The 17,592-nt window shown below is 66.4% G+C and carries 11 protein-coding genes; 1 reads left to right on the top strand and 10 read right to left on the bottom strand.

The window, feature by feature from the left end:
• Nucleotides 1–51 precede the first annotated feature (51 nt).
• From VGK32_09625 to VGK32_09580, 10 genes are all read right to left on the bottom strand, one after another.
• On the bottom strand, nt 52–294 hold the full coding sequence (locus VGK32_09625; protein ID HEY3382015.1) for a FeoA family protein: 243 nt from the start codon (nt 292–294) through the stop codon (nt 52–54).
• Nucleotides 281–2,071 carry a ferrous iron transporter B gene (locus tag VGK32_09620; protein ID HEY3382014.1) on the bottom strand — a complete coding sequence of 597 codons (1,791 nt, stop codon included), beginning with the start codon at nt 2,069–2,071 and terminating at the stop codon, nt 281–283. Before VGK32_09620 ends, VGK32_09625 begins: the two co-directional genes overlap by 14 nt.
• A gap of 204 nt (nt 2,072–2,275) precedes the next feature.
• Nucleotides 2,276–4,567, bottom strand: coding sequence for an MtrB/PioB family outer membrane beta-barrel protein (locus VGK32_09615; GenBank protein HEY3382013.1), 2,292 nt, complete (start codon nt 4,565–4,567; stop codon nt 2,276–2,278).
• Nucleotides 4,568–4,582: 15 nt separating this feature from the next.
• On the bottom strand, nt 4,583–5,581 hold the full coding sequence (locus tag VGK32_09610) for a DmsE family decaheme c-type cytochrome (GenBank protein HEY3382012.1): 999 nt from the start codon (nt 5,579–5,581) through the stop codon (nt 4,583–4,585).
• 415 nt (nt 5,582–5,996) lie between these two features.
• Entirely contained in the window at nt 5,997–7,367 is a 1,371-nt protein-coding gene (locus VGK32_09605) for a NapC/NirT family cytochrome c (protein ID HEY3382011.1), read from the bottom strand.
• A gap of 137 nt (nt 7,368–7,504) precedes the next feature.
• A complete protein-coding gene (locus VGK32_09600) occupies nt 7,505–8,353 on the bottom strand; it encodes a hypothetical protein (protein ID HEY3382010.1) in 849 nt (282 codons plus the stop codon).
• Nucleotides 8,354–8,357: 4 nt separating this feature from the next.
• Nucleotides 8,358–9,599, bottom strand: a complete 1,242-nt coding sequence (locus VGK32_09595; GenBank protein HEY3382009.1) for a cytochrome c3 family protein — start codon at nt 9,597–9,599, stop codon at nt 8,358–8,360.
• Between the two features lie 626 nt (nt 9,600–10,225).
• On the bottom strand, nt 10,226–10,474 hold the full coding sequence (locus VGK32_09590) for a hypothetical protein (protein ID HEY3382008.1): 249 nt from the start codon (nt 10,472–10,474) through the stop codon (nt 10,226–10,228).
• 172 nt (nt 10,475–10,646) lie between these two features.
• Nucleotides 10,647–11,936, bottom strand: coding sequence for a radical SAM protein (locus tag VGK32_09585; GenBank protein HEY3382007.1), 1,290 nt, complete (start codon nt 11,934–11,936; stop codon nt 10,647–10,649).
• Nucleotides 11,937–12,051: 115 nt separating this feature from the next.
• Nucleotides 12,052–16,674, bottom strand: a complete 4,623-nt coding sequence (locus tag VGK32_09580) for a PAS domain S-box protein (GenBank protein ID HEY3382006.1) — start codon at nt 16,672–16,674, stop codon at nt 12,052–12,054.
• Between the two features lie 51 nt (nt 16,675–16,725).
• On the opposite strand from VGK32_09580, the gene VGK32_09575 reads away from it, so the two are divergent.
• Nucleotides 16,726–17,532, top strand: coding sequence for a radical SAM protein (locus tag VGK32_09575; GenBank protein HEY3382005.1), 807 nt, complete (start codon nt 16,726–16,728; stop codon nt 17,530–17,532).
• Nucleotides 17,533–17,592: the final 60 nt, after the last annotated feature.

Raw genomic sequence — 17,592 nt, 5'->3', positions numbered from 1 at the left:
ACCCGCCTCGAGAACACCGCTCCGGGAGTGAAGAAGCTCCGCTCCCGGGTATCAGTCGTCGCCCTCAACCAGGATCGAACGAGCCACAGCGGGCTCCACGGCCAGTTCCGTCTGATCGCACTCGAATACGAACCCCGGAAACCGCTGGAGCAGCCTGACGCGCGCGCCCGGCGTGACGCCGAGGGCCTTCAGCCGCTCGGCCCGCGCGGGGTCGTCGCGCAGCACGCGCGCCACGACTCCCCGCTCACCCACCCGGAGCGACGCCAGGCGTCGCCCGCGCTCAAAATCCGACACCGAAGATCCGGAAGACATAGTGTAGAGCCGTTCCCGTCGATAGCGCCACAACAGTGACGAAGGACAGGATCGCGATTCCCGCCTTGGCGCCCTGCTCTCGAACGATCATCAGGAAGTTGGCGACGCACGGGACGAACAACGTCATCACCGTCAGCGCAACCACCGCCTGGACGCCGCTCAGCCGTCCTGCGTGCGCCAGTTGGAACAACCCGGCCGCGCCGTAGTCGCGCCGCAGGAACCCCATGACGAAGACCTGTGCGCTCTCTTCGGGAAGGCCCAGCAGCCCGGTCACCACCGGCTTGCCCGCCGCGATCACCACACGCAGCAGCCCAGTCCGATCCAAAACGAACAGTAGCGCCGTTCCGATCAGGAACAGCGGGACGGCTTCGGCCAGGTACCAGCGGATCCGCAACAGGGTCTTCGACATCAGGTTCCGCATCCCCGGCAACCGCATCGGCGGCAGCTCGAGGATGAAGTCGGACCGCTCGCCGGGCAGCACGCGTGCCGCGAGGAAGCCCACGAAGAACATCTGCAGGATTACGACGCCGAACAGCGTCAGCAGGGCCGCGAACGAAATGCCGCCGAGAATGCCCAGGATCGTCGCGAGCTGCGCCGAGCAGGGAATACCCAGGGCCAACAGCAGCACCGCGATGAGCCGCTCCTTCGGTGTGCCGAGGATTCGCGTGGTCATCGTCGCCATGGTGTCGCAGCCCAGCCCCAGCACCATCGGCAGCACGGCCTTGCCGTTCAACCCCATCACGCGGAAGATCCGATCGGCGAAGATGGCCAGACGCGGGATGTAGCCGCTGTCCTCGAGCCATCCGAAGACCAGGAAGAAGGTGGCGACCACCGGCAGCACGATGGCGATCGCGTAGGTGATCCCCATCGTGATCACGCCGTACTGCCCGACCAGGAAGTCCCGCGCGAAGGCGAAGGGAACGAACCGGGTGACCAGAGCGGTGGCCGCGGGGTTCACATAGCCCTCGAAGACGCCGTGCTCGATCAGGTTGACGAGCGTCTGCGCGCCGAACACCCCGACGAACAGGTAGACGACGTAGAGAACGAGCGCCAGGATGGGCAACCCCGTCAACGGGCGGCGGACGGCCTGCCCGAGGTATTCCTGGAATCGACCGATGGAGGCCGGCCGGAGGCGCCGGAACCGCGTCGCGGTCTCGTGCGCCCAGGCGGCGTGATCGCGCGAGGCTTCAAACGGGATCCTCGCGACGGCCGCATCCGGCAGCGCCTGCTTGACCTCGTCGAGGCCCCGACCTTCGACGGCCACCGTCTCGATGACCGGGATGCCCAGTTCGATCGAGAGCCGGCGCGCATCGACCTCGACACCGCGCCGCCGGGCCTCGTCCACCATGTTGAGGACGAGCAGCATCGGCAACTGGAACGTCGCGATCTGTGCGGTCAGCATCAGCGCGCGCCGCAGGTTCCGCGCGTCGGCTACCTGGACGACGAGGTCGGCTTCGCGGTTCGCGAGCAGCCGGCGCGTGACGTGCTCGTCCTCACTGAGCACGCCGTCGAGCGCGTTGACGCCCGGACTGTCCACGACGTCGCAGACCTGCGCGCCGACGAGCGCGCGCCCCGACGTGATGCCGACGGTCGTGCCCGGGTAGTTGGAGACGGTGGCGTACCGGCCCGTGAGGCGACCGAAGATGACGCTCTTGCCAACGTTGGGGTTACCGACGAGAACGAGCTTCAGCGGCCGGGATCGGAGCTGCAACAACGAGGGCCGCAGTGCCGCGCGATCGGCCGCAACGTGACAGGACATGGCGGTTCAAGACCAGGAATCAGGAATGACACCGAAACGAATTTGCGAATCATTCTCAATGTTATCGCAAGTCGGACTGCCGGGCGAGCGAAATCGCCGCCGCCGCGATCCACTCACAGCCTCAGAAGACGGAAGATCCTGGGGAATCAAGGAGGGACAACGGCCGGGCGGCACGAAGCCGCCCGGCCCATTCTGAGGCGAACGCTAGAACAGGTAGAACACGCGCACGAAGCCGGTCTGCCCCGTGTACGGCCGGTTGCCGTACCCGGTCGTGATGGAGCCGAGCCAGTTGTTCCGCAGCGTGTCGGTCTGCGACCCGAGGCTGGCCACCGGCAGCGTCGCCGGTCCCGCGGTGTTGATCGTCGCGAAGTCGGCCACCGCGAACTTCTCGTACCAGTACGAGAAGCCGATGCCGACCTTCGGCGACAGGAGGTACTTGAGGTCGAACGTGAGGTGGTTCCACTTGTTGGTCACGTTCGGCAACGCGATGAACGTGCCGAGCGTCGACAGGGCGGCGATGCGCGGCCCGCCGTGCAGGAATCCCTGATCCGAATCGCTGTAGTCGTAGCCGACCCGGATGTCGGTCTTCGCCAGCGCCTTGACCAGGTTGAGATACAGCGAGAAGGTATTCACCTTCTCGTCGTTCGTCAGGGTCCAGTTCCGATTCGGGTCGGTCCACGACGCGTCCGGAGCCGGGTTGGCGTTGCGCGACTGCTGGACCGAGTTGAAGGTCTCGCGGGCGTAATCAGCGCCCAGGTTCACCTTTGCGCTCGGCGCGAAGTTGACGCCCACGCCGTACGACGTGTTCTTGTTGTTCAGCAAGCCGAACGTCTGGCTCGCGTCCGCCCCCTGGTAGTCGTCCTTGCCGGAGGCCAGCGAGAAGTTGAGGCCAACCGTCGACACCGGGGTGAACTCGACGATGAACGTTCCCCGGTTGCGCGTCCGTGACGCCTCGTCGTAGAAACGCAGCGCCGGCTGCCCGCCGGACCCGACGATGTCGTCGACGTTCAGGCCGATCGACTCACGCTTGGTGTGCTCGAAGAGCGCGCGCAGTGTCACGTACTGGTTGCCCACCGTGTCGAACGACACCCTGGCGGTATTGTCCTTCCAACCATCGGTCGCTCGCGTGGTGTGCTCCCACTTGTCGAACCCGTACCCGACGCGGACGGCGCTGTACGGAATCGGCGTGAACGACGCGTTGACGTCGAACGTGTTGCGGTTGATGTTGAACGGCTCGGACTCCCCGCCCGTCTCCTCGGGCACCGCGTCGAATCGCACGTACTCGATCCCCTCGAACCGCCGCGTGAAGTCGTTGCGGCTGTTGAAGCGATACCGTGCCGTCAGCGTGACGTACTTGCTGGGCCGCGAGTTCAGATTCATCGTCCCGGACGCGTAGTTCACGGTCATGTCGGCCGTGTTGCGCGGCAGCGCCGCGAGGCCCGGGAACGTCGCGTACACCTTCGCGTTGGCAATCACGGCGTTGGTGGTCCAGGGGATGAGCGCCGCATCCTGCCGGTTCGCCCCCATGGCGAACGTGGCGTTCGCCGTCGTGTGGCCGGGCAGCTTGACCATGCCCAACCAGCTGAACGTATCGAGCGTGTTCGTCGGCGGCTGCGCCATGCGGCCCGTCGCCGGCCCGTTGCCGTTCGAATAGCCGCTCGGGTCGTAGCCCGTGCCCGGCGCCTTGTTGTAGTCGGTCGCGAAGTTCGGGTTGTCGAACGTGAAGGACGGCACCGACTGGTCGAACTTCGAGTGCTCGTAGGCCACGCGGAACATGCCCTGGTGGCTCGCCCACTCCATGCCGACCGTCATCTCGGTCTCCCGGTTGTCCACCACGATCGGCAGTTCGGCGGCCACGCTGAACGCGAATGCGGCACCGAACGGCATGTTGCCCGAACGCTTGTAGGTGTTGACGCCGAACGTGAAGTCGAGGTTGTCGGTCGCCGAGAACCGCGCGTCCGCGGCGAACGTGTCCCGCCGCGACTGCAGGTCGAACTGCTTGGAGATCGAGTTGTAAATCGAACCGCTGGTCAGGGTCGCGATGGACGACGGCACCCCGACCGCCGTCTTCGCCTGGACCTGGGCCCGCAGCCCGGCATCGAGCGAGCAGTTGCCCGCCGTGCAGGTGTACGGTGTCCTCGTGTCGTAGCTGTAGTTGAGCGGCGTCGAATCGAACAACACCGAGAACTGCACCCGCCGGCTCTTGAAGTTCGCGGCGTACCGGCCGTCGCGGTACCCGAGATTGGTCGCCCTCACGTCGAACGTCCAGTTCGACGTCTCCTTGTTGAACAGCACGTTGACGTTGGCGCCGTTGCGCAGGTCACGGTACCGTTCGAACCGGGCCTGGTCACCACTCGTGGAGGTGAACCGCCCACCGATGTCGATGGCCCCGCTGGTCGAGGCCGTTGTGTTCCCCTGCGGCTTGTCCTGCGCCCACGCGAATGTTGCGGAGGCAAGCAAGAGCGCCGCAGTGCAAATCATCAATCTGTTGCGCATCGCAATCCTCCTCACCTAGCGCAGGAAAGCCTTGCCCGACGGGGCGTTCGACCCATGAACCTGCTGATGGCAGACCATACACGACCGCCCGTAGATCTTGTTGCCGTTGGTCGAGTTGTTCAGCAGGTAGCCCTCGTACACCGTTGGAGGATGACGCGAGGTCACATGGCAGCGCTGGCAGAGGAACGGCTGCTTGGCTACCAGCATGCGGTCGTTGTTCGAACCGTGCGGATCGTGGCAGGTCGCGCAGTTCTCGGTCACCGGCGCATGCTCCCAGAGTACCGGGCCGCGCTTCTCGGCGTGGCAGGTGACGCACGACTCGCTGACGGTGGTCCCCGCCTTGAGCAGCTTCACGTTCGAGGCGCCGTGCACGTTGTGGCAGGACGAGCACCCGAGCTTGCCCTCGCGCACCGGCATGTGGTTGAACTTGAGCTGCTTGTTGACAATCGCCCGGTGGCACGGCGCGCACAGTTCGGTCTCGCTCGCCGTCTTCAACTGCTTCTCGCCCTTCGCGGCGTGGATGCTGTGGCACGTGGTGCAGCCCACGTTCCGCTGATCGTGCTGGCTGCCGCCCCAGAGCGCGTGCTTGGTCCGGAAGTGGCAGCTCACACACGTGTCGCTGGCGTCCTTCGGCGAGAGTGACGCGAAGAGGCGGATCTTGGTCTTGTCGCCGCCGGCATCCGCGTGCGCCTTGCCCGGGCCGTGGCAACCCTCGCAGCCCATCGCGGCTTTCGTCTCTCCATGGCAGGCCTGGCACCCGAACGGCGCCATCGGCGTGCCCGCCCGGAATGCGTGCGAATGCGGGCCCTGCTTGAGCGCAGCGCCGCGATCCTCATGGCAGCTCAGGCACGTCGCCGTGCCCGCGTAAGCGCCGTGAGGAGCCTGGACCGGTGGTGCCTTCACCGCCGCCTGGCCCGGCGTGGAGGCCGCGGCCGTCCCGGCCACGGCGAGCCACCCGATCGCCAACGCGGCGAGCAGGCCCCCACGGACCAGGGTGTTCCTAGATGAATCCATGGCTTGCTCCTTCGGTGTGTAACAACGAACTCTCAAGGGGTTGGGTCGAGAATGCCCGAGAGTGCCGGCAACCGTCCGCCGCAGCACCGCCCGACGACTGACGATCAATTGCCCACGCCGCACTGTGCAATGGAGGTGCCGTGCGGCTAAGTTGGGGGGCGTGACGACAAATACGGCATTTGTCGAGTACTTCGACAAGGCGACTCCATAAACACCGGTGAAGTTCTTGACAGCACTAACGGGACCTCGGCACGCACTGCGGCCGGCTTGCGGATTCCCGTCAGAACTAGAGGGGAGAAAATTCAACAATACGGATCTGTGGATCCTGAAATCCGGATCTTGTGACGTTCGGCACAATGCCAGGCGGCGCTTGTGAACGTAGACACAAAGAGTTTGAATATCCCGTCCCAGGGCCCTATTCCGTCTTGTGACAAAGGTCACAATCCTGCTTGATTGGTCGCCCGTCCGACGACTTGTGGGCATCGTCGTGGCAGCGGAAGCAGCCTGGGAAGTCCACGTGCCCCAGGTTGTTCGGGTAGGTGCCCCAGCTCACGTTCATCGCCGGAAAGACGTTGCGGCCATAGATGGCCTGTGTGACCGAGACGGCGCGGTTCACGTCGGCCGTCCTGCCCGGGTACTCCGATCCCAGCTGGGTCCGGTAGAACTCGGTCAGGCGCTTGGCGATCGCCGGTGCGGCCGCCTCCTGCGACCGATACGCCTGCTTCAGAGCGGCCACCGATTCCCGGCGCACGAACGGCAGCGTCCTTGGGATCAGCCCGTTGGCCAGCGCCTCGTTGACGGCACGCTCCGGCGTTGCGTCGAACCGGTGGCTGGGACGGTTGTGGCAGTCCATGCAGTCCATCTGGCGCAGCTCGCCGTTCTTGATCTGCTGGTCCGTCACGCCATCGCCCCTGAACTCGCGCACGCCGTTTCTGTCTTCGACCTTCACGTAGATGATCGTCTGGCGCTTCGCGTCCGTCGTGACGTAGGCCACCCGGGTGGACGGCGACATGTGCCAGTGGATCCCGTTGGCGCCGAGCGTCGCGCTCCCGCTCCCGACGTGCAGTTGCAGTGTGCTGGTTGCCTCGGTGTTCGCCTCGTCATCCGCGAACTCGCGCACCGCTCGCACGCGGTCGCCCGTGAACTTTTCGGGCCAGTGGCACTCTTCGCACGTATCGCGCGCCGGCCGCAGGTTCATGACCGGCGACGGGATCGGCGTGGGGTAGGTCTTCAGCGCCACGGCGAACAGCTGGCGCGTGCCAGACAGCTTCGATTTCACGAACCACGGCGCACCGGGACCAATGTGGCACGCGACGCACGCGACGCGTGCGTGCGGACCGTTCTGGTAGGCCGTGAACTCCGGCCTCATCACCGTATGACACACCTGGCCGCAGAAGGTCGGCGAGTCCATGTACTCGATGCCCCGATACGCCGCCAGCGAGATCACGATGACGTTGATGAGCGTGGCCACGAGGAGGAACGACGCCATGTGCCGCTGGTGCGGCTGGTTGAGGTCGACAATCGGCCAATTCACCAACTGCATCGGCTTGCCGAGTCGTTCGCGCCGTCTCGACACCAGGATGCCCAGCGGAATCAGCACGAGCCCCAGGACGAAGAAACCCGGCAGCACGAGAAAGAAGATGATCCCGATGTACGGGTTCGTGTGCAGGCCGAACAGGTCCGCGAAAAAGACCACGAGGAACAGGATCGCGCTCACGCTGGTCAGCCAGACGCCGAACAACGTCAGCGGATTTCGCGCATGCCGAAACCGGGACTGCACCGCCATGGTTCCCTCCGATGTCGATTCTCCGCCTCCGCGGCAGTCCCACCGTGCGCCGCTTCGGCGCCGGGCCCGCATCGCGGCTCTCCCACCGGGCGCCGCCACGGCGTGGCAAGCCCGCCTGACCGCCTGGCCGCCTTCTTCTAGAGCCGCGCGAACAGCACGGCGTACAGAATCAGGGCGACCATGATCAGGCCCAGGGTCACGGCGACAATCGCGACCGCCTTGGCAAGCGTGGGCACCCACGAAGCTCCCGGCCCGACCTCGTGTTCGTCCAGTCGGCGCTCGCGGCACAGCCGCTCGTACTCGTCCGAGCGTTCCTCTCGCAGTTCGCGCTCGCTGATCCGGCCGGTGAAGATCACCGGATCCATCGGGAACTTCTCCGGCCTCAGGTGGCTGTTGAAGAAGTGGATCGTGAAGATGAACCCGACGGCCAGCAACCCCTCCTCGCCGTGAACGAGCAGCGCGATGTTGAACCACGAGCCGGGAAGCACCCGCGAGAAGAACTCGGGGAACCACAGCACCAGGCCGGAGCCGCCGATGACGCCCATGCCCCAGAACACCGCCCAGTAGTCGAACTTCTCCCAATAGGTGAAGTGGTCGAAGCTCGGCCGGGGTCCGAGCCGCAGGAACCACCGCAAATGGGCGATCATCTCCGCCACGTCGCGCGGCTGCGGCGTCATTGACGCCGGCCCCCACAGAATCTCGAGTTCCTTCTTCACGAACAACCGGTGCATCAGCCGCCACACGTGCAGCGTGAAACACGAGATCATCAGAGATGCGAAGAGCCGGTGGAGGATCCCGGCCGACCGCCCGCCCCCCAGCAACCCTGCCAGGCGCACGGCCCACGGAGCATCGCTGAACAGCAGCGGCATCCCGGTGAAGGCCAGGCCGAGGAAGCTGAACATCAGCAGGCCGTGAAGCAGCCGGTTGTACGTGTCGAAGCGCAGGTATGCCGTCCGTTCGCCCGGTGTGGGCTGCGTCTGTTCCATCGGGCTACTCCTGCGTGCGGGCGTGATGGCTGCGGACCGAGCGCGAGGCCCAGAGCGCGGTGTGGATTCCGAAGAAGCCGAAGACGCCGATCAGCAGCGCCTCCATGAATCGCGCAGCCCAGAACAACAGCGGATTTCGCATGCGGTTGTGACGGTCGGCGTGCGGATCGTACTTCGCGAAGCTGGCGCTCACCTGCGCGTGGCACCTCCTGCACGTGCCGACGATGCGGGCCGCAGAAACGGTGGAGCGGGCATCGGCCTTGGGGAAAATGTCGTGCGCACCATGACAGTCGGCGCAGGCCGCGACGCGCATGTACCCGAGTTGCGTCTGCTGACCGTGGAACGTGTCGCGGTAGGTCCGTACCGACTCGGCGTGGCACGATCCGCACTCGAGCAACGCCTGCTGCTTCCACGACGCGCCTTCGGCCCGCTGGATGTTGTGCGCCGTGTGGCAGGTCACGCAGACCGGGGCGATCGGATTGCCCTTCGCGACGGCCGCGGCGTGGACGCCAGCCTGGTAGAGGCGCTGCACGCCCTCGTGGCACTTGCCGCACGTGGCCGGCACGGTCGTCCGGTACACCGAACTGCTCGGATCGCTCTTGCGCTTGATGTCGTGGGCGCTGTGGCAGTCCTTGCAGTCGGGCGCGACCATCAGGCCGCTCCTGCTCAACGCCCGGCCGTGGATGCTGTCCTGGAACTGCACCATCACGTTGCCGATCGCAATCTTGCCGCGCTTGATGACGTCGGCGTTGCCGTGGCAGCGTCCGCACGTCGCGGGGAGATTCAGGTGATACGTGGACGAATCAGGGTCCTTCGACGCGCGGATCTCGTGCGTCCCGTGGCAGTCCTTGCACGCCGCGGCCACGCTCTGGGCTGACGCCCGCCGCGCCCCGGCGTGGACGCTCGTGTCGTACTTCGCGGCCGAGTCCCCGTGGCACGTCGCGCAGTCGACGGGCGCCAGTTTCTCGGCATGCGGAAACTCCGTGGCGGTGGCGAGGTCCCGGTGGCAGTCCACGCACGCCTGTCCACCCTGTCCGTGGATCGACGCGCTGTATTTCTCGGGAGCCACCGCGACCGACCGGCCATTCGCGCCGGTCGCAGACGCGTCGCCATGACACGCCAGACAGTCGTCGTTGGTCGGAGCCTTTGGCGCAACCGCTGTCGTGGGTTTCTGCGCCAGCGCAGGCCAGGCGGCCAGACACCAAGCCGTCAGCACGAATGCCGGGAGGGAACGCGTCAGTGTCATGAGTTCAATCGTCGCGGCAGTTACGCCTCATACGGGCCAGCCGGAGGCCCCGGGTCCAAATGCAGTGTGAGAGCCCGCATTGTAAACGGCGCTGCCGCCAAGACGCAATCGGCGATCGCTCAGCGTGCTGAAAATGGAGCCTTCGACCCTCGGACCTGCACGAATCAGACGGGGCCGTGCGGCGGCCCCCTTGTCCTGCCCAACCTGTTGCCCGGTGCGGCCGCCCTGTGGAAAAAGGGTCTGGAAGGATGAAGTAATGCAGCTCGACACGACCGGCCGTTTCATGGGCTGACCGGCCGCGGCAGGTCTATAGTGGATACAAACGCGCGACCTCACCGGGCACAGATTCTCGCTTCCGCGAGCAAGCTCTGACGAGGACCACTAGGTGCTCGTCTCAAAGTCCTCTGAACGCAAACCAAGTGCCAGCCTGGAGCTGGTCGAAACTCAGGAGAAACCGCACGTCCGACCGATGGATTTGCGGGGGGGCGGCACTTCTACGTCTGGGATGCCGGGAAGCCGGCATAGCAGCCGACTACCCATCGGAAGTCCAGGCTGAGAGATGATGCCCCAGAGTATAGGCCAGGGAGCCGCAAAAAGAAAGTCCGTGGGCAGGGTCGGCGGCGGACCTATTCGACGTCCAACGTTCGTCGGCGGAAGACGAGAAACTGGGCGCCCCGCCGGGCCTCCTCGGCCAGATAACAGATCTCGCTGCACTGCACCGAAAAGTGATAGCCCAACTCCGGCTCGTGGCCAGTCACATCCTCCCACTCGTCGTCGAGGCCGACGATGGCATTGGCCGCGGCGGCCACCTGGTCCGTGGTCGAACCTGGGAACCGTTTGTGGAGGACAGCGAGGACCTTTTCTCGATCGATCATAGGTCGGCGGAAACCGGGGACAACTGGCGGGGAGAAGCCGGTGCTGCCGTCCGAGCCAGATGCATGCGGGCCCCCATCCGCATACGCCTGAACCCGATCGGCAACACCGACGAACGCAATTCAAGATCGCAAGGCGGATGCCACGCGGGTCATCGGTGGAAATACACGTAAATCACTCGTGTGCTGCATCCCCAGACGGCTGTGGCTTGCTCGATCCTTGCGGGATCTCGCCGTCCCCGCCGGGATCTCGTCGAGGCCCGGGACGCATCCGCCGGGCAAACGCCGGACGGGCGGCAACGCGAATCGCGCGTCGAAACGCCTCGAAGGCGAAGAAGCCCGCCGTCCTCGGCGCCAGCATGGCCGCGTCGTCAGGGTTCACGACGATGCTGACCTCGATGTTCGGCGCGGCGCCGATGGGTATCCAGTTGCGGCGGCACGCCTGGTACATGTGCTCCATCACGCGCCGCATGTCCTCGTAACCAGGCGAGGCCCACGTCTCCATGTCCGACCCGACCGTCGGCCGAAAAATGCACACGGTGGGAAACGCGCCGTGGTCGGCGATCCAGTCGATGCCCTTCAGTGTCTGCTCGATCGGCTCCACGCCGGCGATGATCTCGCCAGATACCGCGCCCTTCGGCATCTGTCTGGCGCAGTACTCGATCGCGTCGAAGAAGACCTGCTGACCGAGCACCCGCTCCTTCCCCGGGCAGAGCTTCGCGAACCACGCGGGATCGATGAACTCGAGGCAGAACGACAGGTGGTCGACGCCGAGACCGATGAGGCGATCGTATTGCGACCGGTCCTTCTGAGGCGCAAGTTGCGCCCCGACGAGCGTGCCCACCCGCTCCTTCAGCGCCGTGATGTACGGCTCGGCGAACTGCACGCCGCGGCTTCCCTGGAAGCCGGCGTTCAGGTGCACGAACGTGACGCCCGATTCTTCGCGCGCGGCGCGCGCGACCTCGACGACGTCCTCGACCGCCTTGTCCACGACCTCATGCTCGCCGACGTTGGTTCCTGTCGTGCAGAACCGGCAGTTCAGCGACGGTGAGTAGTTCCAGAAGGCGCAGACGTTGTTGATGTAGATCCCGAGGTACGTCCCCTGCAGCACGCCGACGCGGTTCATCGGGATCCCGCGCGTCGTCGTGCGTGCATACCACACCGGTTCGGGCGGAATCTCGATGTCGTATCGTGTCTGGCTGCGCTCGTCGCGCACCCGATACCCGTCACGCGGAGACCCTTCGAGCACGTACGGCGACTGTTGCGCGAACGACTCCTGGACCGGCACGTTGACCCAGATGCGGTCCTTCATCCAACTCCCGCCGGGGATGACGATCTCCAAGCCGGACCCCAGTCCGGCCCGCGTGCGGGAGATGCCCCGCGCGCCGTCCAGCGGTATGTCGCCCGGAATCCGGATCCCCCGACAGAACAGGTCAATCTCGAGCTCGCACGCGTTGAGAGCCATGGTCCTTCCGCCCCTCTGTACACGGTTTCAGGCGGGTCGACGGTGCTGCCCGCGCCATGTTCCAGGTCGCTGACAAGTCTATCGCATCCTGGGCGCCATCCATGAGTGATGCGGGCTAGGCCCGGGCACGGTCGAGCACCTTCCGCACGAGGCGCGCCAGCGCCGCCGAACTGAAGGGCTTCTGCAGGAAGGGCGTGCCTGGCGCCATTCCACCTCGCCTCAGCAGTGCGTCGTCCGCGTATCCCGAGAGATAGAGCACGGGAATATCCGGACGAGACTGCCGGATGCGCTCGACGAACGCTGGCCCGTCCATGTGGGGCATGACGACATCGGTGATCACGAGGTGGACCCGCGCCCCCTGCTCCTCCCAGACCTGCAGCGCCGCCTCCCCATCCGTCGCCTCGACCACGCTGTAGCCGAGACGTTCGAGGGTTGCACGGATCAGGCGACGCACGGCCTCCTCGTCCTCGACGACCAGAATCGTCTCGGTGCCGGACACTGTCTCGACGAGCGTGCGGGCGGCCGGCGCCTCGCTGGCCGCGTCGTCCACGCGCGGCAGCCAGATACGGAAGGTCGTTCCGCTCCCAAGGGCGGTGTGCACCGTGACGAATCCGCCACTCTGCTGAACGATGCCGTATACCGTTGAGAGCCCAAGGCCCGTGCCCTTCCCCTGGCCCTTGGTCGTGAAGAACGGCTCGAACAGCCGCGCCGCCGTCGTCGCGTCCATCCCGATGCCGGTGTCGGTCATGCTGAAGGTGGCAAACGGGCCCGGCTCGACTCCCGGACGATCCTGCACGTCCTGGGCGCTGAGATCGGCCGACGCCGTCTCGATGGTCACCGTCCCGCCGCGCGGCATCGCGTCGCGGGCGTTGACGATCAGGTTCATCACCACCTGTTCCATCTGCGTCGGATCGACCTTGACGTTGCCCGCGCCGCCGGTGACCACGCGCAACTCGAGATCCTCGCCAATCAGGCGACGGAGCATCGGCGCCAATTCCTCCAGCACGGCGTCGAGCGCGAGCACCTTCGGCGCGAGCACCTGCTTGCGACCGAACGCCAGCAGCTTGCGTGTCAGGCTCGCCGCCCGCTCGCCCGCGCGCCTGATTTCCTCGACGCGCGCGGCCATCGGATCGTCCGGCGCGAGCCGGTTGAGGATCAGATCCGAGTAGCCGAGGATGGCGGTCAGGAGGTTGTTGAAATCGTGTGCGATGCCGCCCGCCAGGCGGCCGACCGCCTCCATCTTCTGGGCCTGGCGCAGTTGCTCGGCGCTCTCATGAAGTTCGTCTTCGGCCCGCTTGCGGTCGGTCACATCGGCGATGAAGCCTTCCAGCGTGATGGCCTCGCTGTCAGACGACTGCGCCGCCCGTCCCTGCTCCCACACCCAGCGCGTCTTGCCGCCGGCCGTGATCAGGCGATAGGTGAGACGAAAGGGCCGACCCTCGGCGACCGCCTGCCTGACCCCCGTCTCCACCATCTCGCGGTCGTCTTCGTGGATCAGGCTGCCGTACGAAACGGTGTGATTCCCGACGAGGTCGCTCGGCTCGTACCCGGTCAGTTCGCGACACCCTTCGCTGACCAACAGCATCGTCCATTCGGGATCCAGGCAGCACTGGTACGCCATGCCGGGCAGGTTGCTCATCAGTGTCGCCAGCACACGCTGGCTCTCGCGGAGTTCCTGTTCCGCACGCCGCCAGGCGGTGACGTCCACCCCATGCACCAGCAGGCAGTCTTCTCCGCCCATCGACAGGGGGACGATCGAGAGCATGGCATCCAGGTATGCGCCAGACCGCCGGCGCAGGCGGACCTCCAGGTTGTGCAGCACGCCGTGTTCGTCGAGCAGCCGCAGCATGCCGTCTCGGGTGACCGGGGCGACCCACAGGTTGAGCTCCTCGAACGTTCGGCCCACCGCCTCCTCACGCGAGTAGCCCAACTCACGGACGAAGGCGTCGTTGACGTCGAAGCAGCGACCGTCCGAGCGCGTGCTGATCCCCATGATTTCCGGCGCCGATCGGAACACGCGCTCGAAGCGCGCTTCCGATTCGCGCAAGGCGGCCTCAGCCCGCGTGCGTTCGGTCACGTCGGTGGCCGACACCAGGACTCGCGACCACGTCGTCTCGGCACCCGGCGCAAGCGACCACTCCAGCGCCACCGAAATGGGGTCGCCGTCGAGCGTGTAGTTCACACCCTGGCTCGCCCACGACCGCTCGCCATTGGCCAGCGCGACGATCGATCGGCGGAAGACGTCGTGCCCGTCCTGCCCGACGATGCGGTCCAGCCCGGCGAGCACCTGTGACTTGTTCTCGGCCCCGTAGAGCGCCAGCGTCGCACGGTTCACGTCGACCACCCGCACCGACTCGACACAATCCGCCAGTTCCTCCGGGTGCGTCCTGAGGTGCTCGTCGAGGTCGGCCACGCCGAGCGCGCCCAATCGCTCGATATGACGCTTGATCCCCGAGAAGTCCTCCTCCCACAGCGACACGGGACTGTCGTCGAAGAGCGTCCGATAGCGCTCTTCGCTCTCGCGAATGCGCGCTTCGGCCTCGTGTGCGGCGGTCACGTCGTGGAGGATGCAATGCGTCCGGAGGCGTCCCTGCGCATCGCGTCCGAGGCGCGCGTCGACCGAGACCGTGACCTGGCGATCGCCCGGACAGGCAAGCGTGACTTCGAGGTTGTGGGCCTCGCCCGACTGGATGTCACGGAGGAACTGGTCCCGGAACACCCCGCGGCTCTCCGAGACCAGCATGTCCACGAACTGACGGCCGCACGCGTCCTCCCGTCGGAACCCGGTCAGCGCCGTCCACGCATCGTTGACGAGCACGAGGGTCCCGTCTTCGCCGAGCGACTGATACGCAAGCGGCAGGTACTGGTAGAGCAGGCGGAACCGCTCCTCGCTCTCACGCAGGGCCAACTCCGCGGCACGGCGACCGCCAACGTCGCGCACGACGGCCTGAATCCCTCCGCCCTCGAGCTTCCGGACGCTGACCTCCGTGTAGAGCACCCGACCGTCCTTGCCACGCAGGCGCCGCTCCGACACCACATCCTGCCCCTGCCGCAACTCGTCCAGTCGCAGCGGCGTGGATGCAAGCTCCGCCGGGTCCAGCATGTCGATGATGGACCGCTGCAGCAGTTCCTCGCGCGAGTAGCCGGTCAGCCGGCAGGTCGCCGAGTTCACCGCGACGAAGCGGTATCGCTCGTCCGTCATGACGATCGCGTCGGTGGCCTGTTCCACCAACTGGGTGTAGCGCCGCTCGGAGCGTCCCAACGCCTCCTGGATCTCGCGCCACTCGGTCAGGTCGAGCGACATCGTCCCGAGCAGGCCGCGCCCCTGGCCATCGACAAGCGGAAATGTCACCGCCAGCCAGTAGCGGCGCCGGCCGTCGGAGAGCACGACGTCGTCCACTGACTGCTGCATCTCGCCGGTGGAGACGACCCGCAGGGCCTCCGCGTGGAACCGCGCAGCCGACTCGGGGGACCAGAAACGATCCGCAACCCAGCCCCGCCACTCGCCCGGCTGCAGACCGAAGTACCGTTCGAGCGTCGCGTTCGCATAGACGATGCCGCCGGCGTCGTCTCTCACGAATGCGATGACCGGGCTGTTGTCCATGAACCCGCGGAACCGCGCCTCGCTCTCGCGCAACGAGTTCTCGGCGCGGTCGCGCTCGGCCTGGCGTGCCTCGAGAGCGCCCGCCATGTCGTCGAAGGCCCGCGCGAGATCGCCCAGTTCGCTGTGGGAGTATGGCTGCGCCGTGCGGGCGGCGCGATCCCCGGCTGCGAGCTTGCGTGTCGCGTCGAGCAGCACCGACACGCGGCGCAGCACGAACCGCTCGGCGCCGAACCATGACGCGACCAGCGTGAGCACCATGACCATCACCAGCCCCATCAAATGGCGGCGCTGGAGCCGGTCGATCGCGCCGTACGCGATGTCGTGCGGGATGCCGATGGCCAGGCGAAGCCCGGTATCGACCCGCCCGCGAATCGGTGTGAACGCGTAGGTGCGCGGCATGCCGTCCGCGCCGGTCAGGTCGATGGTGCCTTCGTCCTGCGCCGCGAGCCGCGCCATCAGCGCGGAGTCCGGCAGGCCCCGGCCGAGCGTCCCGGGCAGGTCGGGGTGTCGGGCGACGACCACACCCTGTCGGTCGACGAGGACGAGGACGGCGCCCGGAGGCAGCTGGGCGGTCGCGGCAATCTGGTTGAGCCAGGTGATGTCGAGAGCGGCGGTGATGATCGACACGACGCGCCCGGAGTCGTCCGCAGCCGGCCAGGCTGCCACCAGCACGCGCTTTCCCGTGAGTTGCCCGACCTGGTATTCGCCGACCGAGAAGTCGCGCGTGGAGAGCGCCCGCTGGAACCACGGGCGATCCGAGAAGTTCATCGGCTCGTCCGCCGCAGGGAGACTGACGAGCACGCGCCCGTCCGGCGCCATGACCGAGAAGCTGGCGTACCCGCGGTACTGTTTCATCAGCAGCGCGAAGAACGTCCGGCTCTTCGACGGGTCTCCCGTGCGCACCTCGGCCACGCCCGCCAGGTCGGACAGGATTTGGCGGGTGCCATCGATGATCCGTTCCTGGTCGTTCGCGACGATCCGCGCCAGGCGGACCGAGTCCTCGGCCACCTCGGCGAGTTGTCGCTGATGATCGCGGACGCCCGTGTAGATCGTCAGGGCAAACGCCGGCACCACCGCCAAAGACACAAGAAGGAGCAGACGCCCCCGGAGACCTGACAGGAATGGACGTGGCACAAAGATCAACCTTCCCAACCGGCCCCGAACTTGCGAAGATGACAGAGAGTCATGCTACCGCTCCAGGAAGGTCTCGTCTACGGTCCAGTCCGTTCGCGGCGCCTCGGTTACTCCCTCGGCATCAACATTTTGCCGCGGCATACGAAGCTCTGTACGTTCAACTGCACCTATTGCCAGTACGGCTGGACGAAGTCCATCGTCCGGGACGGGCGCGAATCGACCGAACCCTGGCCGTCGTCCGCGGCCGTCGTGAAGGCCGTGACCCTGCGGCTGAAGCGGCTGCTGGCCGCAGGTGACCCGATCGACCGCCTGACGCTCGCCGGCAACGGCGAGCCCACGCTGCACCCTCAGTTCCCTGCCGTCGTGCGCGACCTGCTGGCCACGCGTGACGCCGTCGCTCCCGGCCTGCCCCTCGCCGCCCTGTCGAATTCGAGCACGCTCGACCTTCCTGGCGTCGTCGGTGCATTGAACGCGCTGGACGAGCGCTACATGAAGCTGGATGCCGGCGAGCCGACCATCCTGCGCCGCATCAACGCCGCCCAGATCCCGCTCGATCAGATCGTCGCCGGTCTTGGCCGCCTGAAGCCGTTCACGGTCCAGGCGATGTTCGTGCGCGACCGGCTCGGACGCATCGACAACGCCAGCGACCTGGCGGTCGCCCTCTGGATCGGGACGCTGCAGGCGCTCCATCCGATGGCCGTGCAGATCTACTCAATCGACCGCGCGCCGGCCTGGCCGTACCTGCAGGCGATTCCGCCCGCACGGCTCGAGGAAATCTCGCGCCGCGCCTGCGCGGCCGGCCTGACCGCCCGTGCGTTCGGCGCCGGCGGGGCGGCCATCGAACCCAATCCTCGCTGATCACCTGTTCCGCGAGACTGGTCCCGAACGAACGCCGGGCATGTGCGGTGGGGGCAACGG

It is taken from the genome of Vicinamibacterales bacterium, from assembly GCA_036504215.1.
Taxonomy (GTDB): domain Bacteria; phylum Acidobacteriota; class Vicinamibacteria; order Vicinamibacterales; family Fen-181; genus FEN-299.
This window is presented reverse-complemented; position numbering and strand designations above follow the sequence as displayed.